A 26373-nucleotide genomic window follows, 5' to 3' on the forward strand; every position below is an offset into this window, starting at 1 on the left:
ACCGGGAATGCAACATCAGCGCTGTTCGCAGGCTGCCGTGAACACCACGTCGGTATGCGAGTTCAGCGCCGTCTCGAACGAATCCTGCAGCACGCCGATGATGAACCCAACCGCCACCACCTGCATGGCGATGTCATCAGGGATACCGAACATGTTGCAGGCCAGCGGAATCAGCAGCAATGACCCCCCCGCCACGCCGGCAGCGCCGCAGGCACCGACCGAGGCAACCACGCACAGCAGCAGTGCCGTCAGGAAATCGACCGGAATGCCCAGCGTATGCACCGCTGCCAGTGTCATCACGCTGATGGTGATGGCTGCACCCGCCATATTGACGGTGGCCCCCAGCGGGATCGAGATCGAATAGGTATCCTCGTGCAGGCCCATGCGCTTGCACAGTTCCAGATTGACAGGAATATTGGCGGCCGAGCTGCGCGTGAAGAACGCGGTGACAGCGCTTTCGCGCACGGCGCGCCAGACAATGGGATACGGATTGCGGCGCATCTTCCAGAACGCCAGCAACGGATTCAGCCCGAAGGTGACCAGCAGCATGCTGCCGATCAGCACGGCCAGCAGGTGCGCATATTCGAGCAACGCACCAAAACCCGTGGTGGACAGCGTATGGCACACCAGCCCAAAGATGCCCAGCGGCGCAAAGCGGATCACCACCCGCACGATCAGGGACACGCCTGCAGCCAGATCAGCCCAGACCTGGCGAGTCGTTTCACTGCCATGGCGCATGGCCACGCCCAGGCCCAGTGCCCAGACCAGGATACCGATGAAGTTGGCATCCAGTAGAGCGCGCACCGGATTGGTGATGGCACTCATGAACAGGTTCTTGACGACCTCGACAATACCGGACGGCGGCGACAGCGCTTGCGTGCTTTCGCTCAGGGTAATACCTGACGGAAACAGGAAGCTGGCCCCTACGCCGATCATCGACGCCCCCAAAGTACCGATAACGTACAGCAGCAGAATGGGCCGGATATGCGTAGGCTGGTTGGTCTGCTGGTTGGCGATGGCAGAAATCACCAGCACCAGTACCAGTACGGGAGCCGCTGCGCGCAAGCCAGACACAAAGATGTCGCCCAGGAAACCGAACTGCCGCGCCGTATCCGGGCTGAACCAGGCCAGCAGCACAGCCAGCAGCAGGCCAATGGCGATCTGGGTAATCAGCGGCACGCGGTTAAGGACGCGCAGTAGCGTTGAAGAAGATGCGGACATGGGATTGGATGCCGAAAGATGGATGGAAGTAGAGGCAAAACCGCGAGTTTACCCGGATGTGCCTCATCCCAAGCCCGATGCACATGAACTGGATCAAGCCATGGCAAGAAATTGCGCTGGCAGGCCCACAGCAACCTGCCACTGATTTGCTCCAGACTGTCCTGCGATTCAATTATTGACGCATATCATTCTCAATTAAAAACTGAGACGATAGGATGACATCGATATCTCCCCCTCCCTCACCAGCCATACACACATCTTTCAGGAGCAGATCATGACCCGACACCTCGCCAGAATTCTCGCCGGCACATTGTGCGCAGCAGCAGCGGCCGCACAGGCACAATCCCCGGCCGATATCGCCCTGCTCGGACCCGAGCTGGCCGCACAGCAGGGGCGGGTCGTGCTGCACGAAGACGCCACGCACCATATCCGCACGATCCGCGCCACACTGCCGCCGAATCAGGACCTGCAGCCCCACGGCCCCGACCAGGGCTATTTCATCGTGACGGTCATCAGCGGCACGCTGGAGCTCGGCTTCGGCACCGAATTCGACGCTACCAGACTGCAGACACTGCCCCCAGGCAGCGTGTTCACCCATCCCGTCTCGCAAAAGCACTTTGCCCGTACCGGAGATGAACCAGTCGTGCTGCAGATCACCAGCATCCAGCCTGACTAAAAGCCAAACCGGCGGCCATAGTCGGGACAATCCGCACGATACATTCTGTGCGCGTCGGAACGAATGCGATGGTGCTTTCCTTCTCCGACATACTGACCCCGTCAGTGCCCCGTGCCGTGCCAGGGTACCAGCCGCCGCTGCAGCGCCCGCAGCCCCAATTCCAGCGCCACTGCAATCGCGGCAATGACCAGGATACCTGCCACCACCACGTCTGTCGCCAGAAACTGGCCTGCCGACTGCACCATGAAACCCAGCCCGCGCGTCGCCGCCACCAGTTCCGATGCGACCAGGGTGGACCACCCCACCCCCAGACCAATCCGCAGCCCGGTCAAGATCTCCGGCAGGGCATTGGGCAGGATCACATGCCAGAGCAACTGGCGCGGCGTCGCGCCCAGCGACTGTGCGGCGCGCAACCGGACCGGCGCGACATGACGCACACCATTGGCGGTGGCAATGGCAACCGGCGCAAAAATCGCCAGGAAAATCAGCAACACCTTGGCCAGTTCACCGATCCCGAACCAGATCACGATCAGCGGCAGGTAGGCCAATGGTGGAATGGGCCGATAGAACTCGATCAGCGGGTCCAGGATGCCCCGCGCCAGACGACTGCGCCCAATGGCAATGCCGGCAGGCACCGCCAGCACAATGGCCGCAATCATGGCCAGCCCGATCCGCTGCAGACTGGCCCAGGCATGCTCCCACAGCGTCGCATCCATATAGCCAGCCGTCACCAGCCGCGCCAGTCGGCGCAACACCTCGCCCGGCCCCGGCAGGAACAAGGGTTCGATCAGGCCTGCAGCCGTCACGCCCCACCAGACGGCAAGCAATACCGCCAATGTCACCACACTGATCAGCCCTACTGACAAATGCCTGCCAGCACGTTGGCCACCCGGCAACACGCGTCCTGAGGCGCGTCCCCCAGGACGAGGGGGCGACACCGCTGCCGCCAGATCGACAGCACCACGTTCTACACGCGCGCTCATTGCCGCACGCCTGTCTCGACCATGCCTGAGGTCGCGGGCACGGAGACAGCCGACACCGGCTGCGCAAATACATGTGCCAGCACATGCTCACGCATGGCGATAAAGGCAGGATCGGACTTGAGCGCACGGGCAGGCTCACCTGCAGCGTAACGGCGTCCGAAATCGAGTTGCAACCGCTCGACAATCCGCCCAGGTTGCCCGCCCAGCAGGATCAGATCCGTTGCCAGGAAAACGGCTTCCTCAATGTCATGCGTAATCAGCAACACAGGCTTGGATGCCTGATGCCAGACCGCGAGCAGCAGCTCCTGCACTTGCTCACGCGTCATGGCATCCAGAGCACCAAAAGGCTCGTCCATCAACAGGATACGAGGATCGGCCGCCAGGGCACGGGCGATCCCGACTCGCTGGCGCTGACCACCCGACAGTTGCCAGATGCGACGACGGGCAAACCCGTCCAATCCGACCTGGGCCAGGTGGCACAGTGCAATGCCCTCTCGCTCGGAGCGCGGCACGCCGCGCAATTGCAGTCCAAACGCAACATTGTCCAGCACGGTCTGCCAGGGCAGCAACGCGCCTTCCTGGAAAACCACGCCCTGCGCCGCCCCTGGCCCAGCAATCGGTTCGCCATCAAGCGTCAGGCTACCACGCGACGGTGCCTCGAACCCCGCGATCAGATTGAGCAGGGTTGTCTTGCCACTGCCCGAGGGACCCAGTACGACCAGCAGTTGCCCTGGCCCCAGAGTCAAGGAAATATCTGCCAGGACATCATGACCACTGCCCGGATAACGGGCCGCTACGTGCTGCAGTTCGAGATATGCCATGCCGACCTACCGGGTTCTTTATTTGATTGCCTGGACATAACGCGGCGTCGTGTAGGCGGCGTAATCGGGCAGGACATCGTCGATCCGTCCCTGCTCCTTGAGGAAGGCCGACGTATCCGCCAGCGCCGCAACCGTTGGCGCGCCCAGGGCCTCGATCTGCTGGGCAGCCGCAAGATAGCCACTGCCTTTGAGGACGTTCGGGATTTCCTCGGCACTCGCTCCAGTAATGCGCACCAGCTTATCGATATTGTCTTTATTCGCCAGCCAGGCCTGCGGGTCCTTCTGGTAATCCGCATAGCTGTCGAGCGTGACCTTGGCAAAGGCACTTACGATCTCGGGGTGCTGCTGTGCGAAATCGCTGCGCACCAGCCAGACATCGAACGTCGGTGCGCCCAGCTTCGCCAGATCACCAGAACTGATCAGCACCTTGCCGGAGGCCTTGGCGCGACTCAGCGCAGGATCCCAGGTATAGGTGGCATCAATATCACCCCGCGTCCAGGCGGCAATGATATTGGGCGGCGTCAGGTTGACGATCTCGACGCTCTTGGGATCAATCTGCCAATGCTTGAGGGCAGCCAGCAGGCTGTAGTGACTGGTCGACACAAAGGGCGTGGCGACCTTCTTGCCCACCAGATCCTGGGGGGTGCTGATGCCTGCACCATCACGAGCCACCAGTTCTTCGCTGGTGCCCAGTTCGGCAGCGATCAGGAAGGTTTCGATGGGCAGGCGACGACTGGCAGCCGCCGCCAGCGGGCTGGAGCCGAGGTAGGCAATCTGCACATCGCCGGACGCCACGGCATTGATCACCTCGGCCCCGGCATCGAACTTGCGCCAGTCGATTTTTGATTGCGTCGCCTGTTCATACAACCCATCGGCCTGGGCCACCTGGGATGGTACCGGGATCGTCTGGTAGGCCACCGTGAACTCGGCAGCCGTCGCTGCGCCGTACGCACTGCCCAGCACGAGCGCGAGCGAAATGGAAAACAATTTCCTGACGGGATGCATGAGGATTCCTTGGAAATGAATGTGTAGCTACCGAGTGTAGAGAGGCAGGCCATTCATTCACAAAGACTTGTTCGCCCTATGCTTAAGCGCTATCGGAATAACCCTATTATTGCCAATAGGTTTCCCGTCACCATCAAGGCACGCCGTTTCATTTCATACAACGTCATATTCACGTCATCTGCCCCCCATAGACTCCCAGATTCCGATCATTTTCATGACCTGACGCGGGAGTCCCACCATGTCCCTCAAGCCCCTGTTCCACGCCCTGCTCGCTGGCATCGGCCTGTGCGCCCTTGCACCGGCCCACGCCCTGGACGCACGTTACCAGGATGCCAATGGCGATCTGGTGGCAGATGCGCCGACCGACCCGGCCCAGTGGGTCGATCCGGCCACGCTGGTGTTTGCCTATACGCCCGTCGAGGATCCAGCGGTGTACGCCAAGGTCTGGGACGGTTTCCTGCAGCACCTGTCGCAAGTCACGGGCAAAAAGGTCCAGTTCTTCCCGGTCCAGTCGAATGCCGCCCAGCTTGAAGCCATGCGCGCCGGCCGACTGCATGTAGCCGGCTTCAATACCGGCTCCAACCCCCTGGCCGTGAACTGCGCGGGCTTCGTGCCCTTTGCCATGATGGCCTCCAACGACGACCGCTTCGGCTACGAGATGGAAATCATCACCTATCCGGGCAGCGGCATCGAAAAGGTCGAGGATATCCGGGGCCAGAAACTGGCCTTCACGTCCGAAACCTCGAATTCCGGCTACAAAGCTCCCTCGGCCCTGCTGCGCGAAGAGTTCAAGATGGAAGCCGGCACGGACTACGAACCGGTCTTCTCCGGCAAGCACGACAATTCCATCCTGGGCGTTGCCAACAAGGACTACCCGGCCGCCGCCATTGCCAACTCGGTCAAGCAGCGCATGGAAGGCCGGGGCGTGGTCCAGCCCGAACAACTGAGCGTGATCTACACCTCGCAGACCTTTCCCACCACCGGCTACGGCCATGCCTACAACCTGAAGCCCGAACTGGCGGCCAAGATCCGCGAAGCCTTCTTCAGCTTCGACTGGAACGGCTCCGAGCTGCTGCAGGAATTCGGCAAGAGCGAACCACCGCAAGAGAAGTTCATGCCCATTTCCTATCAGCAGCACTGGCAGGTCGTGCGCGACATCGATCGCGCCATGGGCATCGAATACACCTGCAAGTAACCGGCCCGCGCGCCGCACAAGGAGACGCGCCATGCTGCACATCCACGCACTGGAAAAACGCTATGCCACAGGCGACCGGGCCCTCAAGGGCATCAGCCTGGACCTCGCCCCCGGCGAGATCGTCGGCCTGATCGGCCCGTCGGGTGCCGGCAAGTCCAGCCTGATCCGCTGCATCAACCGGCTGGTCACGCCCAGCGCCGGACAAGTCGCCTTTCTCGGTCGCGACATGAACCCGCTCTCGGGCCGGCAACTGCGGGCAGCCCGTCGCGAGATCGGCATGATCTTCCAGGAATACGCCCTGGTCGAACGGCTGACCGTCATGGAAAACCTGCTGTCCGGGCGCCTGGGCTATACCGCCTTCTGGGCCAGCTGGTTTCGCCGCTTCGATGCGGCCGATATCAGCCGGGCCTACGAACTGCTGGCACGGGTCGGACTGGCGGGCATGGAAAACAAGCGGGCCGATGCCCTGTCCGGCGGCCAGCGCCAGCGCGTCGGCATTGCCCGCGCCCTGATGCAGCAACCCAGACTGTTGCTGATCGACGAACCGACTGCCAGCCTGGACCCGAAGACTTCGCGCCAGATCATGCGATTGTTGTTGGAACTGTGCCGGGAGCATCAACTGGCGGCCATCATCAACATCCACGACGTCGTGCTGGCCACGGAATTCCTGCCCCGCATCATCGGCTTGCGCAGCGGCCAGATCGTCTACGACGGCCCGGCCGCCGGCGTGGACGAATCAGCGCTGACACGCATCTATGGTGACGAAGACTGGAGCGCCCTGACCCAGCGGATGGAACCTGCCGCTGCCAGTCCACATCGCGCAGAAGCCCTGGCACCGACGGCTGCGCTGGCTGTTGCCAGCTCCTGAACACCGACCTGCGGCGTCGCCTGGCCTGAGCAGCGTCGCAGGTCTCCATCAACAGGCCCTCGGATTACCCTGTATGCAGTCCTCTCCACACCGTGCCCGCCAGCCGGACCTTGCCCCCTGGCCGACCCGCTGGCAGCGCCCGCCCTTCATCCGCAGCCCATTGCTGCGCTGGACCCTGATCCTGGGCACGCTGCTGTACCTGACGCTGGCGCTGGCGTCCCTTGACATCAACTGGAGCCGCGTCAGCGAAGGGCTGATGCGCGGCTGGCGTTTTGTCGCCGCCTTCGCGCAACCGGATTTCAGTTCACGCTGGGGCGACATCGTAATCGGCTTCCGGGAAAGCCTGACAATGACCGTGACGGCCACTGCCGTCGGCGTGCTGCTGTCCCTGCCGGTCGCCGTGGGTGCGGCCGCCAATCTGGCACCGAAGCCGGTTTATCTGTGCTGCCGAGCCGTGATCGCCGCCGCCCGGACGCTCAATGAAATCATCGTGGCCATCTTCCTGGTCGCCATGTTCGGCTTCGGCCCGTTTGCAGGTTTCCTGACCCTGACCCTGGCCACCATCGGCTTCATGGCCAAGCTGCTGGCCGAAGATATCGAGGAAATCAGCCACGGCCAGCTGGAAGCCCTGCGCGCCAGCGGTGCCAGCCCCCTGCAGGTCCTGGACTTTGCCGTACTGTCGCAGGTACTGCCCCGTCTGGTCGGACTTTCACTGTATCGCCTGGACATCAATTTCCGGGAGTCGGCCGTCATCGGTATCGTCGGTGCCGGTGGCATCGGTGCCACTCTCAATACAGCCATGGATCGCTACGAATTCAATACCGCAGCCGCCGTGATCCTGGTCATCATCGCCATCGTCATGCTGGCGGAATACCTGTCGGGCTGGTTGCGTGAGAGGATCCAATGACGACCACCACCTGGCACAAGCGCACCTCATCCGCCAACCTGGCCGTATTCACCGGCTGGGCCCTGGCGCTGGCCTTCGTCTCCTGGGCCTTCCAGGTCATGACCCAGGACACGATCTGGGCTTTCGTAAGCGATGCACCGGCGCAATTCGCCGATATCGGCAGCCGCATGCTGCCGCCGGCCTGGGGTTTCATCAATGAACTCTGGCTACCCCTGTGGGAGACGCTCAACATCGCCACCCTCGGCACGCTGATCGGCACCGCCATCGCCATACCCGTAGCCTTCCTGGCCGCCCGCAACACCACGCCCAGCGTCCGCTTCGTTCGTCCCGTTGCCCTGCTGGCCATCGTGGCCTCGCGGTCGATCAACTCCCTGATCTGGGCCCTGCTGCTGGTTGCCATCCTCGGCCCCGGCGTGCTGGCCGGCATCATCGCCATCGCGCTACGCTCGGTCGGCTTCATCGGCAAGCTGATCTACGAAGCCATCGAGGAAATCGATCCTGCACAGACCGAGGCTCTGGCGTCCACCGGTGCATCGCCTGCCCAGGTCATGGCCTGGGGTGTCGTACCGCAGATCGCGCCCACGCTGGCCGGTGTCAGCGTATTCCGCTGGGACATCAACATCCGTGAATCCACCGTGCTGGGGCTGGTCGGCGCAGGTGGCATCGGGGTCAAACTGGAAGCCGCACTGGGCACGCTGGCCTGGCCCAAGGTCACGCTGCTCTTGCTGGTCATCCTGGCCACGGTCATTGTCAGTGAGTGGGTAACGGCGCAGGTACGACGCAAGTTGATCTGAGCGGATGGCATCGCCTCGACGCCAAGTCGTATCTTTGAAGGCGGTGTCGTACCGCCAACCTATTTATGCACCACCGGCAATCAGAACAACCGGCGACTGTCGCCCGCCACCTGCTGCAACGCCTCCGCATCCAGCAGGGTCCAGTCGCGCTGGCGGCCTGAGATCCAGCCGTCTTCCTGCCACTTGGAAAACAACCGGTTGAGCGTTTCGGGACGCATGCCCAGGCGTGCAGCCAATTGCCGCTGGTTGACGGGCATGTTGATCTCGCGTCCGACCGGCCCGGCCAGATTCAGCATGTACACCGCCAGCCGCTGGGCAGCAGAACTGCTGATGACCCAATCGACCTCGTTGACCCGCTGATAGACCCGCTGGCTGAGCTGCGCAAGCAGGCGCAGGGCCAGATCCGGGTAGCGCCGGCAGCACTCGTGCAATTGCTGCCGACCCAGCAGGCAGATCTGGGCACTGCCCTGGGCCCGTGCCGTCATCGGATAGCGTCCGTGCGGCATGAACATGGCCGCGTCTGCCGCGACCTGACCTTCGCCCAGCAGGCCAAAGATCTTCTCGTCGCCATTGGCACCGAAGCGCAGGATCTCGACCTTGCCCTGCATCACCAGCAGGTAGGAAGAAGCAGGTGCGCCCTCGCGAAACAGAATATCGCCAGCGCTCGCCCGTACCACGCGGGAAAGCTGCAGCAGCGCATCCAGCACGGCCGGCTCGAAGTCCTTGAACAGCGCGTAGGCCCCCAGCAACTGCCGGGCATGGACCTGCGCCATATCATGATTGATGTTTGTCATTTACGTCGGTGAGTTTATTTGCCACGATCAGCAGTGTATCTGACGTCCTGATTGCACAGCGGTTTTATACATACAATTTACATATATTCCATACAAGAACATATGCCCGATCCGACACTCTGTACCGAACAGGAAATCACCGGCCTGGTGCATCAATTCTACGGCCGTATCCGTGCCGACGAAACCTTGGGGCCGATTTTCGAGGCCAGCGTCGATGATTGGGACGCCCATCTCGTCCTGCTGGTCGATTTCTGGTCCTCACTGCTGCGCGGCACCCGCCGTTTCAGTGGCTCGCCCATGACCAAGCACGCGGCCCTGCCCGACCTGACTGCCGACATGTTCCGCCGCTGGCTGGCCATTTTTCACCAGTGCACCGCCGAACTCGACAATGCCGCCATGCGCAGCGAAGTCGAAGCCATGGCCGGTCGGATTGCCAACAAACTATGGGCCAACTACCAGGGTGTACACGGCACCGGTCATCCAGGCAGCCATCAACCTGCCTGACCGATCATGCCCACGGCATCACCATGATGGAGAAAGGTCCCTCGCATGACGCATCCTCGACATCCTGATCTCCCGCTCACGCTTCCTCCAGGCGTGGAACCCTACGGCCGCTCGCCCGACTTCACACCTGACACGTTGCCGACAGCACTCCAGACAGACCATGCCACGGCAGCAGGGGTCTGGGGACGATTGCAGGTCCAGGCCGGACGACTGCGTTATCAACTGGCGCAGTCGCCGGATGTCAGTGTAGAGCTTGCCGCCGGCGAATCCCTCATCATCGCGCCTGAGATACGCCATCGCGTCGCCTTCATCGAGCCGGGGCAGTTCCATATCGAGTTCTGCCGACTGCCGCGCCAGGGTGAATCCGCCTAGGCCCTGGCGATCACCTTATAATGGCCTGCCCGCTTCAATGCCGAAGCGGGCCACAGGTCATGTCATGTCTGCCGTCCGTCTAGAGTCCATCTCCAAAACCTATCCCGCACACACCACTGCGCTGCGCCGCCTGCTGGGCAAGCCACCGCTGTCGCCCGGGTTGCGCGCGCTCAGCGACGTCAGCCTGGATATCGAGCACGGTGAATTCTTTGGCCTGCTCGGACCCAACGGTGCCGGCAAGACCACGCTGATTTCGATCCTGGCGGGTCTGGCCCACGCCACCAGCGGCCGCGCCTCGGTCTGTGGCTATGACGTCCAGAGCCAGTACCGGCAGGCACGCCGCGCCCTGGGCGTGGTCCCCCAGGAGCTGGTCTACGACCCCTTCTTTACCGTGCGCGAAACGCTGCGTATCCAGTCCGGCTATTTCGGCCTGCGCCGCAACGACGACTGGATCGACGAAATCCTGGCCAACCTCGGCCTGCTCGACAAGGCCGAGGCCAACATGCGCGCGCTGTCGGGCGGCATGAAACGCCGCGTGCTGGTAGCCCAGGCCCTGGTACACCGGCCACCGGTCATCGTGCTGGACGAACCCACGGCAGGGGTCGATGTCGATCTGCGCCGCACGCTCTGGGATTTCGTCAGCCGCCTCAACCGTGAAGGCCACACCATCGTGCTGACCACCCATTACCTGGAAGAGGCCGAGGAGCTGTGCGGCCGCATCGCCATGCTCAAGGCCGGCCGCATCGTGGCCCTGGATCGCACCGCCTCGCTGCTGGCCCGTCTCGGCAGCCAGGATCTGGAAGAAGCCTTCGTGCGCATCATGCACGACGAAACCGGCGCAACCATGGAGCTGCCAGCATGATTACCCCGCAATTCGATGCCGGCTCCGGCTTTCCGACCCTGCTGCGCAAGGAAGTCCTGCGCTTCTGGAAAGTGGGCCTGCAAACCATCGTGGCCCCGCTGGTCACGGTACTGCTTTACCTCGCCGTCTTTGCCCAGGTTCTCGAAGGCCGCCTGCAGGTTTACGGCACCATTCCCTACACCACCTTCCTGGTGCCGGGCCTGGTCATGATGAGCATCCTGCAGAATGCCTTCTCCAATCCTTCCTCATCACTGATCCAGAGCCGGATCACCGGCAATCTGGTCTTCATGCTGCTGCCGCCGCTGTCGCATCGCGAAATTTTCTGGGCCTACGTCCTGGCTGCCGTCCTGCGTGGCCTGATCGTGGGGCTGTGCGTCGGGCTGGTGGCCATGGCCTTCGTCGATCTGCCGCTGGCCCGCCCCTTGTGGATGGTGATCTTTGCCGTACTGGCCTGCGGCATCATGGCTGTGCTGGGCCTGCTGGCCGGGCTGGTCTCCGAGAAATTCGACCAGTTGGCCGCTTTCCAGAATTTCCTGATCATGCCGGCCACGTTCCTGTCAGGCGTCTTTTTCTCCATTCATACCCTGCCGCCCTTCTGGCAGAGCGTCTCGCACTGGAACCCCATCTTCTATACTATCGACGGTTTCCGCTACGGTTTCTTCGCACAGTCCGATGTCTCGCCCTGGCACAGCCTGGGCGTCACGGCTGGCGTATTTTTCGTCCTTTCGGCCCTGACGCTGCGCCTGATGGCGCGGGGCTACAAACTGCGCTACTGAGTCACTGCCATGCTGCCCACCCCCGAAAAAGTCCAGAGCTACATCGAAGCAGGCCTGTCCTGTACCCACATCCAGGTCGAGGGTGATGGCGCGCATTTCCAGGCGTTGATCGTCAGCCCGGCCTTCGAGGGCAAGCGTACGGTGGCCCGCCATCAGTTGGTCTATGCCGCCCTGGGTGACCGCATCCAGGGCAGCAATGCCGAAATCCACGCGCTGGCGATGACTACGCTCACGCCGGCCGAATACCAAGAGCAGTTCAATGGATAAGCTTCTCATCACCGGTGGTCGCCAACTGAACGGCGAAGTCACGATCTCCGGCGCCAAGAACTCGGCCCTTCCGATTCTGTGCGCCAGCCTGCTGACCGCAGATACGCTCAAGCTCCACAACGTACCGCGCCTCAACGACATCCGCACCTCACTGCGGCTGCTGAACCAATTGGGCGTGCACACGCAACGCCTGGATGACGGCACGGTCGAACTGCGCGCCGACCAGGTCACCAGCCTCGAAGCCCCCTATGATCTGGTCAAGACCATGCGCGCCTCGATCCTGGTGCTGGGCCCCTTGCTGGCGCGCTTTGGCGAGGCCCGGGTCAGCCTGCCCGGCGGCTGCGCCATCGGTCAGCGTCCCGTCGACCAGCACATCAAGGGTCTGGCGGCACTGGGTGCCGACATCCAGATCGAGCACGGTTTCGTCGTGGCCCGCGCCAGCCGCCTCAAGGGGGCCGTGGTCCGCACCGACATGGTGACCGTCACCGGGACCGAGAACCTGCTGATGGCGGCCGTCCTGGCCGAAGGCCAGACCGTGCTGGAAAACGCCGCTCGCGAACCCGAGATCATTGATCTGGCCGAACTGCTCATCAAGATGGGGGCACGCATCCAGGGCCACGGCACCGACCGTATCGTGATCGATGGCGTCGAGACTCTGCATGGTGCCGAACACACCGTGATCCCCGACCGCATTGAGGCCGGCAGCTTCCTGTGCGCCGTGGGCGCGGCGCGCGGCGACATCACGCTGCGCAACGTCATTCCCGAGCACCTGGGCGCGACTCTCGACAAACTGCGCGAAGCCGGCCTGGAACTGACTGTAGGTGATGACTGGATCCGTGCCGTGATGCAGCAGCGGCCCAAATCGTTCGATGTGCGCACCCAGGAATATCCCGGCGTGGCCACCGACATGCAGGCCCAGTTGATGGCGCTGAACACGCTGGCCGACGGTGCCGCAGTGATCATCGAAAACATCTTCGAGAACCGCTACATGCACGTGCAGGAACTGTGCCGACTGGGTGCCGAGATCGACATCGACGGCTATACCGCCGTGGTGCGTGGCGTCGAGCGACTGTCGGGTGCCGCCGTCATGGCCACCGACCTGCGCGCCTCGGCAAGCCTGGTGATCGCCGGTCTGGCCGCCGAAGGCGAAACCCTGATCGACCGCATCTATCATCTGGATCGCGGCTACGAGCAGATGGAAGTCAAGCTGCGCAGCCTGGGCGCAGCCATCGAACGCATCACCGGCAAGGAAGCCGCATGAGTCCCGATTTCACCCCGGATGCCCCGCTGACCCTGGCCCTGTCCAAGGGCCGCATCTTCGAGGACACGCTGCCACTGCTCGAGGCGGCGGGTGTCCATGTCACGGAAAGCCCCGACAGTTCGCGCAAGCTGATTCTGCCCACCAGCGATCCTGGCCTGCGCCTGCTGATCGTCCGGGCCTCCGATGTGCCGACCTATGTCCAGTATGGTGCCGCCGATTTCGGCATTGCCGGCCGCGATGTGCTCATCGAGCATACCGCCCAGCATCCCGGCGGCCTGTACCAGCCCATCGATCTCAATATTGCCCGCTGCAAGCTGTCCGTGGCCTGCCGTGCCGACTTCGACTACGCAGGTGCCGTCTACCAGGGCGCACGCCTGCGCGTGGCCACCAAATACGTCCAGGCGGCGCGCGAGCATTTCGCCGCCAAGGGTGTCTTCGTCGATATCATCAAGCTCTATGGCTCGATGGAACTGGCTCCGCTGGTCGGCCTCTCGGATGTCATCGTCGATCTGGTCTCGACCGGCGGCACGCTACGCGCCAACAATCTGGTGGCCGTCGAGGACATCATGCCGATTTCCTCGCGCCTGATCGTCAACCGCGCAGCACTCAAGACGCGCGGCGCACGACTGCAGCCGCTGCTGGATGCCTTCGAACGTGCATCGACGGCCGATGCCGGTACGGCCTGATCTACCAGACTTTCGCTTCATACCCATCATGATCCACCGCCTGAACACCACCGCCCCTGATTTCGATACCCGTCTGCGCACCCTGCTGGCTTTCGAATCCTCGCAGGATGCTGCCATCGAACAGGCCGTGGCCGATATCCTGGCCGATATCCAGCAGCGTGGCGATGCCGCCCTGCTGGAATACACCCGTCGTTTCGACCGGGTCGAAGCCGACACGATCGCGGCGCTCGAGATCCCGCCTGCCGACTGTGCCGCCGCGCTGGCCGCATTGCCCGCCGACCAGCGCGATGCGCTGGAGCGCGCCGCTGCCCGCATCCGCAGCTATCACGAGCACCAGGTCATGCACAGCTGGCAGTACACCGAAGCCGACGGCACGGTACTGGGCCAGAAAGTCACGCCGCTGGATCGCGTCGGCCTGTACGTGCCGGGCGGCAAGGCCGCCTATCCGTCCTCGCTGCTGATGAACGCGATCCCGGCCAAAGTGGCCGGTGTGCCGGAAATCGTCATGGTCACACCGACACCCGGCGGTGTGCGCAACCCCATCGTGCTGGCGGCAGCAGCCGTGGCCGGCATCGACCGGGTCTGGGCCATCGGCGGTGCCCAGGCCGTCGGTGCGCTGGCCTACGGCACGGCCTCCATCCCGGCCGTGGACAAGATCACCGGCCCCGGCAATGCCTACGTGGCCGCTGCCAAGCGCCGCGTTTTCGGTACGGTGGGCATCGACATGATTGCCGGCCCCAGCGAGATCCTGATCATCGCCGACGGCACCACGCCACCCGACTGGGTTGCCATGGATCTGTTCTCGCAGGCCGAGCACGACGAGCTGGCTCAGGCCATCCTGCTCAGCCCGGATGCCGCCTATCTCGACGCGGTTGCCGAGGCCATTGCCCGACTGCTGCCCGACATGCCGCGCGCGGCCATCATCGGCACCAGCCTGAAAAATCGGGGTGCCCTGATACAGGTTCGCGACATGGCCGAAGCCTGCGCCATTGCCAATACCATCGCGCCCGAGCACCTGGAGATTTCCGCCGCCCAGCCCGAGCGCTGGGCCGACCTGATCCGCCATGCCGGCGCGATCTTCATGGGTAGCCACAGCTCCGAATCCCTGGGCGACTACTGCGCCGGTCCCAACCACGTGCTGCCGACGGCACGCACAGCCCGCTTCTCGTCGCCGCTGGGGGTCTATGACTTCCAGAAACGCTCCAGCATCATCCATGTGTCGCAGGCAGGTGCGCAGACACTGGGGCCACTGGCAGAAACGCTGGCGCTGGGAGAAGGATTGCAGGCGCATGCGGCCAGTGCGCGCTATCGGGTAAAGAGCTGACTGCTGACACGCCCGTACGCGCCTGAGGCGAGGCGGCATCTGTGACACGGTCCGGGTGCCTGAACGGCACCGGACTCTCCGCAGCACCACAGCATAGCCGGGCAGCGGGACGAACTCACTGCGCTTCGCTTCGTTCAGACAGGTCCCGCTGAAGGCTCCCGTCTATGCTGTGGTGCTGCGGCGTGCCACCAAAATGCCGCCTCGCCTCAGGCGCAAACGGGCTGCGGTTGCTGTCTGCGGGAGAAGAAAAACAACGTCTGGAAGTGCTGCACAACTTCTTGAAGTGCGGCATATTTCTCATTTTTTGGATTTTTCGTCATGATGTGCATCTGGCTTCACATCATGGCGAGGTTTTCATGCCTTCTCTTTCCGAGCAACTGGTCGCGGGCCGCAAGGCGCGGGGGTGGACGCAGGCGCAGCTTGCCGGGCGGGGGTCAGCCGGCGTACGTTGATTTCCATCGAGGCGGGGCATGACTGTTCAATGATCAGTCTATTGCGACTGTTCCACTCACTCGACATGGAACTCATCGCCCACCCTCTCGTGCCGGAGCGACCAACCCTGGAAACGGTCTACGCGGAAAATGCGGCCCGATTCCGTACCAGAGGCTCTTGAACCAGGCCCCGATCAGCAATAAGCCGCCGCCAGTTGCGCAACCCTCACGGGCTGCCTCAGCAAGTGGGACACACGCAGGGAGATGGCTTCTGTTTCGCCGCTGCTGGACAGCACTGACAGGCTGAACTCGGGCACCGTCCCATCCTCCGGAGCAAGCAGTCCGGCTGCCGCCAGCCGTCGCCGAGTCTGACGCGCCACGGCAACGCCGGTATCAAGCACTGAGATACCCTCGGGCACATGCGATGCGATCCGGTCGCGCAGGAACGGAAAATGGGTGCACCCCAGCACCAGCACATCCACTCCCTGCGCCAGCAATTTTCGGATGGGCTCCGCGATCAGCGTATCGACACGACCTTGCATGTCCGGATGCGCCTCGCCCTGTTCCACCAGCTCGACCCAACTGGGACAGGCCACCGTCACAATGCGACGGCCTTCGGCCAGGCTTTCGCACAGTCGTCGAAACGAAGCGCTGCGCAGCGTACCTGCCGTGGCCAGCACGCCAACATTGCCAGCCCGGGTCAGGGCCAGCGCCGGCTTGATGGCCGGTTCTACACCGATCAGGATCAGGTCCGGAAAATGCTCGCGCATCAGCGTGGCCGCTGCCGTAGTGGCCGTGTTGCAAGCCACCACCATGGCCTTGACACCACGGTCGACAAAAAACCGGGCTATGGTCAGCGCCCGTTCCCGCACATAATCAGAGGAGCGTTCACCGTACGGCAAATGCGCACTGTCAGCGACGTAGAGGAAATGCTCGTACGGCAGTTCGCGCTGCAGATCCTGGAGGATGCTCAGGCCACCCAGGCCGGAGTCGTATACACCTATGGGCGCGTGAATGGACATGATGCGGCCGGCGATGCAAGAGAAGGATGATGGAAGCCGCTCATGATACGCCAACCCGCGAGGCACACCAGCGCCTTTACCCTTTGTGAAGGTTGAATGCTATGGCGTAGCCGGCGACACGGAACCATCGGCCGCCACAGATACCGTCCCGTAATACAGTACGTAGTCTTCCGTCAGATCATCCAGACGCAGAACCCGGCCCCCATGCGCCAACGCAAACGCCTCGGCCCGGGATTGATCACTGAACGGCAATAGATCCTGTGCCAGGTCGCTGCCCATCAGGCCGGTATCCACCACGAACCAGGCATCACGTACATCGACCCAGGCGGTATGGTCGGGCTGTCGCCAGTCCGGCGCAGCCGCCAGATCGGAGACGTAGACCGCCGCCGGGTCTGCCGGTGCTTCGGGCAACATGGTGTAGATCACTGTCTGCCGTACGGTGGCGAACCACAGGGGTGTAGCCTGCGCATCAGCCAGCACCTGGCCCTTGGGGCCATCGTGTTCGAGTACGCTCATTGCGGAGCAGAAATAGCTTTCTGCCTCCTGGCTGATCGCGGCCGGGGCAGGCCGTGCCATAGGTGCAACCGCGTCACTGCACGCCGTCAGCACCAGCAGCATTATCAGGCCCACCAGACGTTGCCCTGTCCGTCGCATATCCATTCCTGCTAATGAACTCAGTGCGGCGATAGTAAAACGGGCATAGCCTAGGCGTTTTGCGCTGGATCAGCGTAACGCCATTCGGCCTGACTTCCATCGTGATGCTGGACGTAGACATCCAGTTGCAGTGACTGCGCCAGGGTATCGATCTGCGCCTCGGGCATCAGGGAAAATGCCGTCGACATTGCATCGGCCGTCGTGGCACGTCGCGCCGCCACCGACACGCTGGCATAGCGCCGACCGGTCAGGCCGGTACGCGGATCGAACAGATGGTTGAAGCGGCCAGCCATATCGAGGGGCGTACCATAGCCGCCAGAAGTGGCGACTGCCTGGTTGGCGACATCCAGTGTCCGGCTCAGGCTTTCGAGCCGCGCCGCGTCCTGCAGGCCGACGCGCCAGGGTGCGACAGCCTCAGGTGCCATGCCGTAGATTTCCCCCATATCGACCAGTGCATGTTCGATACCGGCCTGACGCAGCAAGGCCACGATGCGATCCGTCACATAACCCTGTGCAATGCCGTTCAGAGTCAACGCCATGCCCGGTTGCAGGCGCACGGCATCCGAATCAAGGGCAATCCGGCGGTAATCGACCTTCTCGCGTGCTGCTGCCAGCGCGGCAACGGTCGGGCCGGCCGGATCGGCCTGCGCTTCGGAAAAGTGATCGGCATAGACGCGCCACAGCGGCTGCACCGAGATGTCGAACGCGCCATCGGTCAGCTGGCCAAAGTGCACGCTTTCCGACAGCAGCGTCAGCATCTCGCCAGCCGGCTCGGCCAATACGCCTTGCTGATTGAGCGCGACCAGTGCGCTGTCGGGCCGGTACAGGCTGAACAACTGCTCCAGCCGTTCCAGTTCGGCCTGTACCTGAGTCAGCACACGCTGTGCCAGGACTGCATCGGGATGACGAATCTCCAGCGAGGCATCGGCTCCCAGTGCAATGCCCTGCCAACGATGTGTCATCTCCGGTGCGGCAGCCTGTCGCGCCCAGGCGGGAACGGTCGCCAGCCCGGAAACGGCCGCACAGATCGAGATGAAGCGCCGGCGACCACCAACGCGGCCCGGCGCAACAGCGCAACCCGAGTCTCTCATATTCGTCATGTCCTGCATTACATATGCTCCGTCATTGTCCCTGCCTCGCCAACTGCCTGCGACGTACCTCCGGGACGTGTCTCAAAGAGGCTGTCGGCGTACAGGATATAGTCCTCGGTCAGCGCATCGAATGCCAGCACACGACCTCCGTGGCGCTGCGCAAACTGTTCGGCCTTGCTCCTGTCGCTGAACGGCATCGGATCCTCGCCACCCATACCTCCAGTCGCTTCGCTCTCCACCACGAACCAGGCACTGCGGGCTTCAACCCATGCATCGGGATTGACGCGACGCCAGTCCTCGACAGCACTCAGATCGGATACGTAAACGGCCGACAGCACTCGGGGCGACTCCGGCAGCATGGTGTAGGCCACCGTCTGCCGCACAGTCGAAAACCAGACCGGGCGATCCTCGCCCGGCACCAGCACCTGCCCTTTGGGCCCGCTGTGCTCAAGCAAGTTCATGCTGCAGAAATAGCCCACCGCTTCTTCAGTGATCGCGTGTGGCGGTGGCTGTTCGCCAGCACCAGTATCATCGCTGCACGCGGCCAGCCACGCCAAGGCCAATCCAGCCAGCAGCCAGCGACTCACATCGCAGATCATGGCTATCTCACGACGGGATACGATGGCCTTCATATCTGTTTTCTCCGGAACAACAGCAACGCCAGCGAGAACGGCGCGCACACCCAGAGTACCAGCATACCGAACAGGCCCACCGGGCTGATGGCCAGGTGTTCACCCAGATCAGCCATGCCCGACAATGCCCCCACCGACGAAAAACCGCTCAAGTTGAGCAGCCGGTAGACATCGGCCGGGTTACTCAGCAGAAGCCCGGTGACGATGCCAGGCGTCAGCCAGCGCCCCCCATCCGCCACCAGTCCACCCAGCAGCGCCATATCGTAGATCAGCACGAAAAACAGCCAAACACCAATGGCCATACCAGCCGCTGTGGCACGCTCACGCACAACGGTACTGACCAGGTAGCCCAGCGCCAGGAAACTGGCCCCCAGCAATACACTCGAACCAACCAGCATCAGAAACGGCCCCCAGCCGGCATCCATGCCATCGCCTCGCAGCCACTGCACCAGCACACCGGCCACACCATAGCCCACCAGTGTCGCCACGCCCAGAATCATGCAGTGCCCGGCGAACTTGCCGATGATTACCTCTTGTCGTGAGACAGGGTAAGACAGCAGCAATGCCATGGTGCCACGTTCGATCTCGCCGACGATGGCGTCATAGGACAACAGCAGGGCAATCAGCGGCACCAGGAAAATACTCAGGCTGGACAGACTGACCACCGTAATGGCCAGGGCGCTGCCCTTGACCGCACCAGCCGGAGCACTGCCCAGAAACGACAACGTCAATGCAAATACAGCCAGCAGCAACGTAATCGCGATCACCCAGCGATTACGCAGACCATCGCGAAACTCTTTGCCCGCAATCAGCGCGATATTTCTCATGCTTCCTCCCGCCGCAGGAAATGGGCGTACATCTCATCCAGACCAGGCTGCACCACATCGATGTCGGCGATTTCCGCCCCCAGCGTCCAGATATTCTTCAGCGCCGTGACCTTCTCCTGGGGTTTGCAACGCAGTTCAAGCATGAACGGCCCGGCAACTTGCCATTGCGGCGGCAGCGCCGCCACGTCGGCCAGCGGCTGCGCCAGCGCCACGCGAATCGTGACCGGCATATCAGCCTGCTGACGCAATGCGCCCAGCGTACCGTCCGCCACCTTGCTGCCGTTTTTCATGATGACAATGCGATCGGCCTGGCCTTCAAGCTCGGCCAGCGCATGCGAACACAACAGGATGGTCGCGCCCCGGTCGCGCAACTCCCGCACGATCTCGTAGAACACCTGGCGCGAGGCCGGATCCAGACCTGTGGTCGGTTCGTCCATGAACAGCACCTGCGGCTCGCCCAGCAATGCCTGCGCCAGCGCCAGACGCTGGCGCATGCCCTTGGAGTAGCCTCCCACGCGGCGACGTGCCGCCTGCGCAATGCCGACCCGTTCCAGCAACGCGATATTGCGTGCCGGTGACTGTCCTTTCAAGCGTGCATAATAGGCCAGCGTCTCGATACCGGTCATGGCGGGATACAGCGCCACGGTCTCCGGCAGATAGCCCACGCTGCGCCGCGCCTCGGAGGCGCTGTCCATAGGATCGCGGCCCAGCACTTCGATCTGACCATGCGTGGGCCGCAGCAGACCCAGCATCAGCTTGATCATGGTGCTCTTGCCGGCACCATTGTGCCCGGCCAGTGCCACGCACTGCCCCGCCTTCAGTTCCAGGTCCACCTGGTTCACTGCTGCCGTGCCATCGAACTCCTTGGTCACCGCACGCAGCACGACATGGTTGTCGCTCATTTTTGCTCCTTGGACGGCTGTGCCGCCACTTCCGGCGCGGCCATCAGCGGCGCACTGTCGACCACACCACCCGGATAGAGCGCCGGGAACTGCGACTGTGCCCAACGCACGATCTGCGTGGCCGGGCTGTTCAGCAGTACCTTGGCCATCGGCGCGCGCCACAACACCTGGTCGAGGATGCCGTTGGGCCGATAGGCCGAGTCCGCGATGCCGTCGCCATCGAGGTCAAACGCCGAATTATCGCTCCAGTAATTACCCCGCCCGTCGACCGACCAGTCAAGATAGCGTGTACTGACGTACTTGACCTGCGTCCGATTGCCGACGAAGGCATTGTCCGTGATCCGGTTGCGCTCTGCGCCCGCCGTGAAATGAATACCGATCTCGCAATCCTCGAACCGATTATTCCTGAACTCGTTCATGTTTGAGTTGTACAGGAACACGCACTTCTCGGAATGCTCGACATAATTATGTTCGATCACCGAACGATTGATCGCATTAAGGGCAATGCCCTGCTCGCGATTATCGAGTGACCGGTTGGCATTGATCACCAGCCGATCCGACATCATCAGCGCATAGCCGATCTGGCTGCCAGATACCTCGTTGCCGACCAACTCGCTATCCTGGGTATACATGTAATGTACGCCGAAGCGCACATCCGCAATCCGGTTGTTCCTGAAGGAATTGTGCTTGCTGGTATCCGTATAGATACCGTCCCGGCCAGAGCGGATTTCGTTATCGACCACCTCGGTACCGGGTGCATTCCAGAGCTGGATACCATTGCCACGCTCTGACATCCGCAACTCACCATTGCCGACGACGCGATTGCCACGCACCTGTACATCAGCCGCGCCCCGGACATAAATACCGATCAGGTTGTCCAGTACATGATTGTCCTCGATCACGGCACCTTGCGCCTCGCGATCCAGGAAAATGGCCGCGTCCATCTCGAACAGGTCCATGCCCGAGCCGCGCACCGTCAGGGAGCGTATCGAAATACCTGGGGCCTGCAACCATAGCGTACGCCCCTCCCCAGTGCCTTGCAGCACTGCAGAGTGGTCTGCAGGTCCGCGCAGCGACACCGGCTTGTCGATCACGAAATCACCGGCATACGTTCCCGCCTGCAGGAGGATTTCGTCCCCGGGCTGCGCAGCAGCCAGCACCGCCTGGAGATCAGCCTCCGGGCCGATCTCCAGCACGGCTGCCACAGCCGGTACAGCTGGTGCGCCGCACAGGCCTGCTGCTGTTACCAGCAGCAGGACCCGCACCGCCCAGCCCCATGTGGGGCCAGCCGTATTGCTCATTGTCATCAGGCCTTCTTGGGCTTGACGATGAACTGCCCCACCATTTCCATGTGCAGGGCATGGCAGAACCACTGGCAGTAATACCAGTGCACGCCAGGGCGGTCAGCCTTGAAGGTGACCGACGACGTCTGGTGCGGGCTGATTTCCATGGCAACACCGTGGCGCTCAAGGGTGAAACCGTGGGTCAGGTCTTCGACCTCATCCATATTGGTCACGACCACCGTGACCTCATCACCCTCATTGACCTCGATCTTATCCAGGCTGAACTTGGGCGCGACCGATACCATGTAGACGCGAACCTTGTTGCCATCGCGAATGATGTTGGCCGCCTCTTCCAGCACCACACCATCCTTCCTGGCCATTTCGCGGGTATCAGCCCACATCGGGTCGTTCCGATCCCAGATATGCAGCGGGTTGACCTTCGAGCTGTGCACGATGCACATATCGTGCGGCTCGGCAAAGCTGGGGCCGTCGTGGACCAGTTTCATCTCGTCGCCGGAGATATCAATCAACTGATCATTCTCGGGCTTGAGCGGGCCAACGTTCAGGAAGCGATCCTTGGAGAACTTGTTGAGCGACACCAGCCACTTGCCATCGGCTTCCTTGGTTTCGCCCATGCTGGTGTGGTTGTGACCAGGCTGGTAGTGCACATCGATCTTCTGGACGATGTACTCGACATCCTCGCCCTTGTAGGCACGCTTGGCCTTCTCGATATCCCACTTGACGATCTGGCTGTCGATGAACAGCGTGGTATAGCCGAAGCCACGACCGTCATACGACGTATGCAGGGGGCCAAGGCCCAGATGCGGCTCAGCCACCACGACATCGCGCGGCTTGATCTTGTCTGCGAACAGATCATCCAGTTTATGCACATCCAGCACCGTGACGGTGGGCGACAGCTTGCCAGCCAGGATCACGTGATTGCCGTCCGGCGTGGCCGTGCAACCGTGCGGATTGTTCGGCACGGGAATATAGCGGGTGTACTTGGAACCATGACGGCCATCCAGCACCGGCACGCCATTGATCAACTGGAAGTCGCCATTCTTGACGCCTTCTTCGATACGCTCGAGATTGAAGACAACGGCCCAGTCCTGCTCGTTGGCCATCATCTCGTCCAGCACCACCCCCTTTTCGGAGTTGAAGCAGGTTGCAAACGAGTACTTGCCCTGGTAATCGGCATCGCCGTTGTCAAGGTTGCCGTCCACCATGACCTGCCAGGCGATTTCCATCGTCTCGCCGTTCACTGCCGTGTAGATCGCCCAGAAGTTCTTCTTGGGGTCATCCAGGATGGTGCCGTCATTGGGTACCGGCACGATATGTTCGCCATTGGCAAACACGTAGCCGGTCTTGGGGTAGCGCTGAGGGCGCAGACCATGGATGCCTTCGGCATTGGGGATTTCGACGATCTTGTCCGTCTTCATCACATCCATGCGAATACGGGCGATCCGGTTGTTGGCCTTGTCCTGGATGTACACATAGCGGCCATCGTAGGTACCGTCAGTGAAGGACATGTGCGGGTGGTGCGCATCGCCATTCAGGTAGACACCGCCCTTGTCGGCCAGGTACTTCTTGGTTTCTTCGGTCAGGCCTTCGGTCAGGATCTTGCGGCTTTCGTTGGTCAGCCCCCAGCCCGTGGCACTGCAGCGGTTGAACACCGGGATACGCATCAGTTCGCGCATCGACGGCAGGCCCAGCACGCGGACTTCGCCGCTCTGGCCGCTGGAATTGAAGGCATAGTATTCGTCGAGTTCGCCCGGAGCGATATGACCGTTCAGGCCACCGGCGGCCGGTCCCTTTGCGAATACAGTAGACACTTGCGCGCCACCCAGCAGTCCCACCCCGCCGGAGGCCATTGCCGTACCGAGGAAACCCCGGCGGCTGATGCCCGTACGTTCATTGTTTGAAGACATTTTGCTCTCCTAGATTCCGCAGGCCCCTATGCCTGCTCAATTGCCTGCCGAACCCAGTTCTTCCTTCGGAACGAACTTGAGTTCTACAGCTTCTGGCATCCCCTGTCCTGCTGCCATGCCCGGCGCCGGTTTCTTGGCGCGCTTGGCATGCTTCTTGATCAGGTGCGGGCACTTCTGCTTGTGGTGATACAGCACCTGGCAATTCAGACATTGGATGCATTCATTCGGATTGATGTGACCTTCCGGGTGGATGGCGTTGACCGGACATTCGACCGCACAGCGTTGACAGGGATCGCCGCACTCACGATAGCGCCGCAGCCAGTCGAACAGGCGCAGGCGGGCCGGGATGGCCAGCGCCGCGCCGAGCGGACAGAGATAGCGGCAGTAGAAACGCTCGACGAACAGCCCCAGGCCGAGCAGGACCAGCGCAAACAGCACAAAAGGCCACTCGCGCACGAATTTGAGGATGATGGATGTCTTGAACGGCTCGACCTCGGACATCTTTTCGGCAAAGCCCAGGTCATACAGCGACAGGCCGAACAGAATCAGGAAGATCACGTACTTCATCGCCGCCATGCGTTCGCTGATGAAGTACGGAATTTTCAGTTGCGGTATCTTCACCACCCGCGCCAGCCGGTTGAGCAGTTCCTGCAGGGCACCGAACGGGCACAGCCAGCCGCAGAACGCGCCCCGGTTCCAGAACAAGCCCGACACGGCCGTGGCGCACCAAAGCACAAACACAATGGGATCCATCAGGAAGTATTCCCACTGGAAGCCGGTGCGCAGTGCATGGGTGAAAGTCAGCACATTGACCACCGACAGTTGCGCCACGCAGTAGCCACCCAGCCAGAACAAGGTAAAGCTCAGGTAGGTCAGACGAAAACGGTCATAGAAAACCGGGTGGCGGGCAAACCAGTTCTGCGCGAAGAACACCAGCGTCAGCACGAACAGGGCAATGCCAAGCACAGTCAACTGCACAACCTTGGCCGACCACATCTGCTTCCAGAGCGGCGTATCTTCAGACTCATCCCAATTGGCAGTATCAGCCTGGCCGGTTGCTGCCGAAGCAACTCCGGAAACGGCAGGCTGCGCCGACGCGTCCTGACGCAGGTAGCGTTCCGGCACCTCATAGGGCAGATCCACCGTGACAAACGCCTTTTCAGACACGGACAGCGTTCGCTGGATCAGCAATTGCAATTGCCAGGGTGCGACGGCATCAAAAGGTTGATCTTCAGGCACGACGAACAATGCAATCTCAGGAAAGCGCGGCGCACCCTCAGCCATGATGTTGGCCAGTCGCTGGTGATTGCGGTCACGGAAGCGGAAGCTGCGATCACCCTGCACCATCTCGATGCGGTCGAAAATGCCCCCCCGCACATAACCCGACCCCTTGAACGAATAAAGCCCCTGACCTGCCACCAGAATGGCCTGCTGCCCGGGCTTGAGCTGCGACTGCAGACGCTGGTAAAGCGCATCGCCCAGCAGGCTCAAACCGATCGACGGCACACTGACCTGGGCGGTATACATTTCGATGAACAGGTCCTGCGGGTCATCCGATTCAGGATGCGCAGCGGCGGCGGCATTGTCTGCCTTGAGAAATCCCTGATTGACGTCATCCACCGACAATTGGAGTCGACGCACCGAACCGTCGCCCAACAGCGCATCCCAGCCCAGTTTTTCCTGAAGATCCGCATTGATTTGCCATTTCGGCCCCACCGCCTGCTGTTGCTCGGCAGGACGACCAATGCCATGGGTACGTGCCATGGCAATAGCTGAACGCGTGATGCTGTCGCCAATCACCATCAGCGTGACCGTCGCACCACTGACGATATCGACTGGCGGCTTCATCCGCCCCGAAGGAGGATTCTTGACAAAATTAAGGCCGATGTAGCCATCAATGAAATGCGTGATCTTTGCCATCGGGATACCGATCAGCACAATCGGTTCGTGGTGCTCGACCAGCTTGGCACCCACGATCTCACCGTCCATGGACAGGCCGATCAGGATGTCGATCGGCTTGCTGGAATAACCTGCCGTATTGACCACATCCGAGTTCAGGTAGACATAGCCGACCTGCTTATCGCCAGCATAGACCGGCACGACAGGTGGTTTGCCTTCGACGGCACCATAGTGATCCGCACCGGGCACCACCTCGGCAGCGGGTGTGCTGGCCAGGAAGTCAGTCAGAGTGCCAGCACGCGCAGACACAGCAAAAAGACAGGAAAACAGCAACATCACAACCAGCCAACCTGCCTGCTGGAGCCCTTTCATCCTACCTGTCTTCATG

At 62.0% G+C, this 26373-nt stretch carries 28 protein-coding genes; 14 read left to right on the forward strand and 14 right to left on the reverse strand.

Features of this window, described 5'->3' with window-relative positions; all coding sequences use genetic code 11:
• Positions 1-15: 15 nt before the first annotated feature.
• Positions 16-1221: a serine/threonine transporter SstT gene (sstT, locus tag DD235_RS14665; protein ID WP_109062843.1), complete on the reverse strand. Its 1206-nt coding sequence runs from the start codon at positions 1219-1221 to the stop codon at positions 16-18.
• A 274-nt stretch (positions 1222-1495) separates the two neighbouring features.
• On the opposite strand from sstT, the gene DD235_RS14670 reads away from it, so the two are divergent.
• Complete coding sequence (locus DD235_RS14670; protein ID WP_109062844.1) at positions 1496-1897, forward strand: cupin domain-containing protein; 402 nt, start codon at positions 1496-1498, stop codon at positions 1895-1897.
• A 101-nt stretch (positions 1898-1998) separates the two neighbouring features.
• On the opposite strand, the gene tauC is transcribed toward DD235_RS14670, so the two are convergent.
• Genes tauC through tauA form a run of 3 tightly spaced genes read right to left on the reverse strand, consistent with a single transcriptional unit; the run spans position 1999 to position 4706 of the window.
• Positions 1999-2880 (reverse strand): taurine ABC transporter permease TauC, encoded by an 882-nt coding sequence (tauC, locus tag DD235_RS14675; RefSeq protein WP_109062845.1) that lies wholly within the window; start codon positions 2878-2880, stop codon positions 1999-2001.
• Complete coding sequence (gene tauB, locus DD235_RS14680) at positions 2877-3701, reverse strand: taurine ABC transporter ATP-binding subunit (protein ID WP_109062846.1); 825 nt, start codon at positions 3699-3701, stop codon at positions 2877-2879. Before tauB ends, tauC begins: the two co-directional genes overlap by 4 nt.
• 18 nt (positions 3702-3719) lie before the next feature.
• The gene (tauA, locus tag DD235_RS14685) at positions 3720-4706 is read right to left on the reverse strand and encodes a taurine ABC transporter substrate-binding protein (protein ID WP_109062847.1); all 987 of its coding nucleotides are present in this window, start codon (positions 4704-4706) and stop codon (positions 3720-3722) included.
• 238 nt (positions 4707-4944) lie between these two features.
• On the opposite strand from tauA, the gene phnD reads away from it, so the two are divergent.
• The 4 genes from phnD to phnE (DD235_RS14705) all read left to right on the forward strand — a co-directional run bounded on the left by phnD (position 4945) and on the right by phnE (DD235_RS14705) (position 8470).
• Complete coding sequence (gene phnD, locus DD235_RS14690; RefSeq protein ID WP_109062848.1) at positions 4945-5901, forward strand: phosphate/phosphite/phosphonate ABC transporter substrate-binding protein; 957 nt, start codon at positions 4945-4947, stop codon at positions 5899-5901.
• A gap of 31 nt (positions 5902-5932) precedes the next feature.
• A complete protein-coding gene (gene phnC / locus DD235_RS14695) occupies positions 5933-6769 on the forward strand; it encodes a phosphonate ABC transporter ATP-binding protein (protein WP_109062849.1) in 837 nt (278 codons plus the stop codon).
• Between the two features lie 73 nt (positions 6770-6842).
• Positions 6843-7676 (forward strand): phosphonate ABC transporter, permease protein PhnE, encoded by an 834-nt coding sequence (phnE, locus tag DD235_RS14700; protein ID WP_109062850.1) that lies wholly within the window; start codon positions 6843-6845, stop codon positions 7674-7676.
• Positions 7673-8470 (forward strand): phosphonate ABC transporter, permease protein PhnE, encoded by a 798-nt coding sequence (gene phnE, locus DD235_RS14705; protein WP_109062851.1) that lies wholly within the window; start codon positions 7673-7675, stop codon positions 8468-8470. Before phnE (DD235_RS14700) ends, phnE (DD235_RS14705) begins: the two co-directional genes overlap by 4 nt.
• Positions 8471-8550: 80 nt before the next feature.
• On the opposite strand, the gene DD235_RS14710 is transcribed toward phnE (DD235_RS14705), so the two are convergent.
• On the reverse strand, positions 8551-9264 hold the full coding sequence (locus DD235_RS14710) for a Crp/Fnr family transcriptional regulator (protein WP_204524254.1): 714 nt from the start codon (positions 9262-9264) through the stop codon (positions 8551-8553).
• A 102-nt stretch (positions 9265-9366) separates the two neighbouring features.
• On the opposite strand from DD235_RS14710, the gene DD235_RS14715 reads away from it, so the two are divergent.
• The 9 genes from DD235_RS14715 to DD235_RS14755 all read left to right on the forward strand — a co-directional run bounded on the left by DD235_RS14715 (position 9367) and on the right by DD235_RS14755 (position 15768).
• Positions 9367-9768, forward strand: coding sequence for a group III truncated hemoglobin (locus DD235_RS14715; RefSeq protein WP_109062853.1), 402 nt, complete (start codon positions 9367-9369; stop codon positions 9766-9768).
• A gap of 45 nt (positions 9769-9813) precedes the next feature.
• On the forward strand, positions 9814-10140 hold the full coding sequence (locus DD235_RS14720) for a TehB family protein (protein ID WP_109062854.1): 327 nt from the start codon (positions 9814-9816) through the stop codon (positions 10138-10140).
• A 64-nt stretch (positions 10141-10204) separates the two neighbouring features.
• Positions 10205-11002 (forward strand): ABC transporter ATP-binding protein, encoded by a 798-nt coding sequence (locus DD235_RS14725; protein WP_109062855.1) that lies wholly within the window; start codon positions 10205-10207, stop codon positions 11000-11002.
• On the forward strand, positions 10999-11778 hold the full coding sequence (locus DD235_RS14730; RefSeq protein WP_109062856.1) for an ABC transporter permease: 780 nt from the start codon (positions 10999-11001) through the stop codon (positions 11776-11778). The genes DD235_RS14725 and DD235_RS14730 overlap by 4 nt, the downstream gene beginning before the upstream one ends.
• Before the next feature lie 9 nt (positions 11779-11787).
• Positions 11788-12045 (forward strand): BolA family protein, encoded by a 258-nt coding sequence (locus DD235_RS14735; protein WP_109062857.1) that lies wholly within the window; start codon positions 11788-11790, stop codon positions 12043-12045.
• The gene (murA, locus tag DD235_RS14740; RefSeq protein WP_109062858.1) at positions 12038-13306 is read left to right on the forward strand and encodes a UDP-N-acetylglucosamine 1-carboxyvinyltransferase; all 1269 of its coding nucleotides are present in this window, start codon (positions 12038-12040) and stop codon (positions 13304-13306) included. Before DD235_RS14735 ends, murA begins: the two co-directional genes overlap by 8 nt.
• Positions 13303-13992, forward strand: a complete 690-nt coding sequence (gene hisG / locus DD235_RS14745; protein WP_109062859.1) for an ATP phosphoribosyltransferase — start codon at positions 13303-13305, stop codon at positions 13990-13992. The genes murA and hisG overlap by 4 nt, the downstream gene beginning before the upstream one ends.
• Before the next feature lie 28 nt (positions 13993-14020).
• Positions 14021-15316: a histidinol dehydrogenase gene (gene hisD, locus DD235_RS14750; RefSeq protein ID WP_109062955.1), complete on the forward strand. Its 1296-nt coding sequence runs from the start codon at positions 14021-14023 to the stop codon at positions 15314-15316.
• 164 nt (positions 15317-15480) lie between these two features.
• Positions 15481-15768, forward strand: a complete 288-nt coding sequence (locus DD235_RS14755; protein ID WP_146193519.1) for a helix-turn-helix domain-containing protein — start codon at positions 15481-15483, stop codon at positions 15766-15768.
• Between the two features lie 173 nt (positions 15769-15941).
• On the opposite strand, the gene murI is transcribed toward DD235_RS14755, so the two are convergent.
• From murI to DD235_RS14800, 9 genes are all read right to left on the reverse strand, one after another.
• Positions 15942-16769: a glutamate racemase gene (gene murI / locus DD235_RS14760; RefSeq protein ID WP_109062861.1), complete on the reverse strand. Its 828-nt coding sequence runs from the start codon at positions 16767-16769 to the stop codon at positions 15942-15944.
• Between the two features lie 99 nt (positions 16770-16868).
• A complete protein-coding gene (locus tag DD235_RS14765; protein ID WP_162300512.1) occupies positions 16869-17345 on the reverse strand; it encodes a nitrous oxide reductase accessory protein NosL in 477 nt (158 codons plus the stop codon).
• Between the two features lie 128 nt (positions 17346-17473).
• Positions 17474-18523 (reverse strand): FAD:protein FMN transferase, encoded by a 1050-nt coding sequence (locus tag DD235_RS14770; RefSeq protein WP_204524255.1) that lies wholly within the window; start codon positions 18521-18523, stop codon positions 17474-17476.
• A gap of 8 nt (positions 18524-18531) precedes the next feature.
• Positions 18532-19146 carry a nitrous oxide reductase accessory protein NosL gene (locus DD235_RS14775; protein WP_239990173.1) on the reverse strand — a complete coding sequence of 205 codons (615 nt, stop codon included), beginning with the start codon at positions 19144-19146 and terminating at the stop codon, positions 18532-18534.
• Positions 19143-19973: an ABC transporter permease gene (locus tag DD235_RS14780; protein WP_109062863.1), complete on the reverse strand. Its 831-nt coding sequence runs from the start codon at positions 19971-19973 to the stop codon at positions 19143-19145. Before DD235_RS14780 ends, DD235_RS14775 begins: the two co-directional genes overlap by 4 nt.
• Positions 19970-20875, reverse strand: a complete 906-nt coding sequence (locus DD235_RS14785; protein WP_109062864.1) for an ABC transporter ATP-binding protein — start codon at positions 20873-20875, stop codon at positions 19970-19972. The genes DD235_RS14780 and DD235_RS14785 overlap by 4 nt, the downstream gene beginning before the upstream one ends.
• A complete protein-coding gene (locus tag DD235_RS14790) occupies positions 20872-22176 on the reverse strand; it encodes a nitrous oxide reductase family maturation protein NosD (protein WP_109062958.1) in 1305 nt (434 codons plus the stop codon). The genes DD235_RS14785 and DD235_RS14790 overlap by 4 nt, the downstream gene beginning before the upstream one ends.
• Before the next feature lie 5 nt (positions 22177-22181).
• The gene (gene nosZ, locus DD235_RS14795; RefSeq protein ID WP_109062865.1) at positions 22182-24086 is read right to left on the reverse strand and encodes a TAT-dependent nitrous-oxide reductase; all 1905 of its coding nucleotides are present in this window, start codon (positions 24084-24086) and stop codon (positions 22182-22184) included.
• A 36-nt stretch (positions 24087-24122) separates the two neighbouring features.
• Positions 24123-26357 (reverse strand): 4Fe-4S binding protein, encoded by a 2235-nt coding sequence (locus DD235_RS14800; protein WP_239990174.1) that lies wholly within the window; start codon positions 26355-26357, stop codon positions 24123-24125.
• Between the last annotated feature and the right edge of the window lie 16 nt (positions 26358-26373).

The sequence above is a fragment of the Corticimicrobacter populi genome (assembly GCF_003123725.1).
Classification (GTDB): domain Bacteria; phylum Pseudomonadota; class Gammaproteobacteria; order Burkholderiales; family Burkholderiaceae_B; genus Corticimicrobacter; species Corticimicrobacter populi.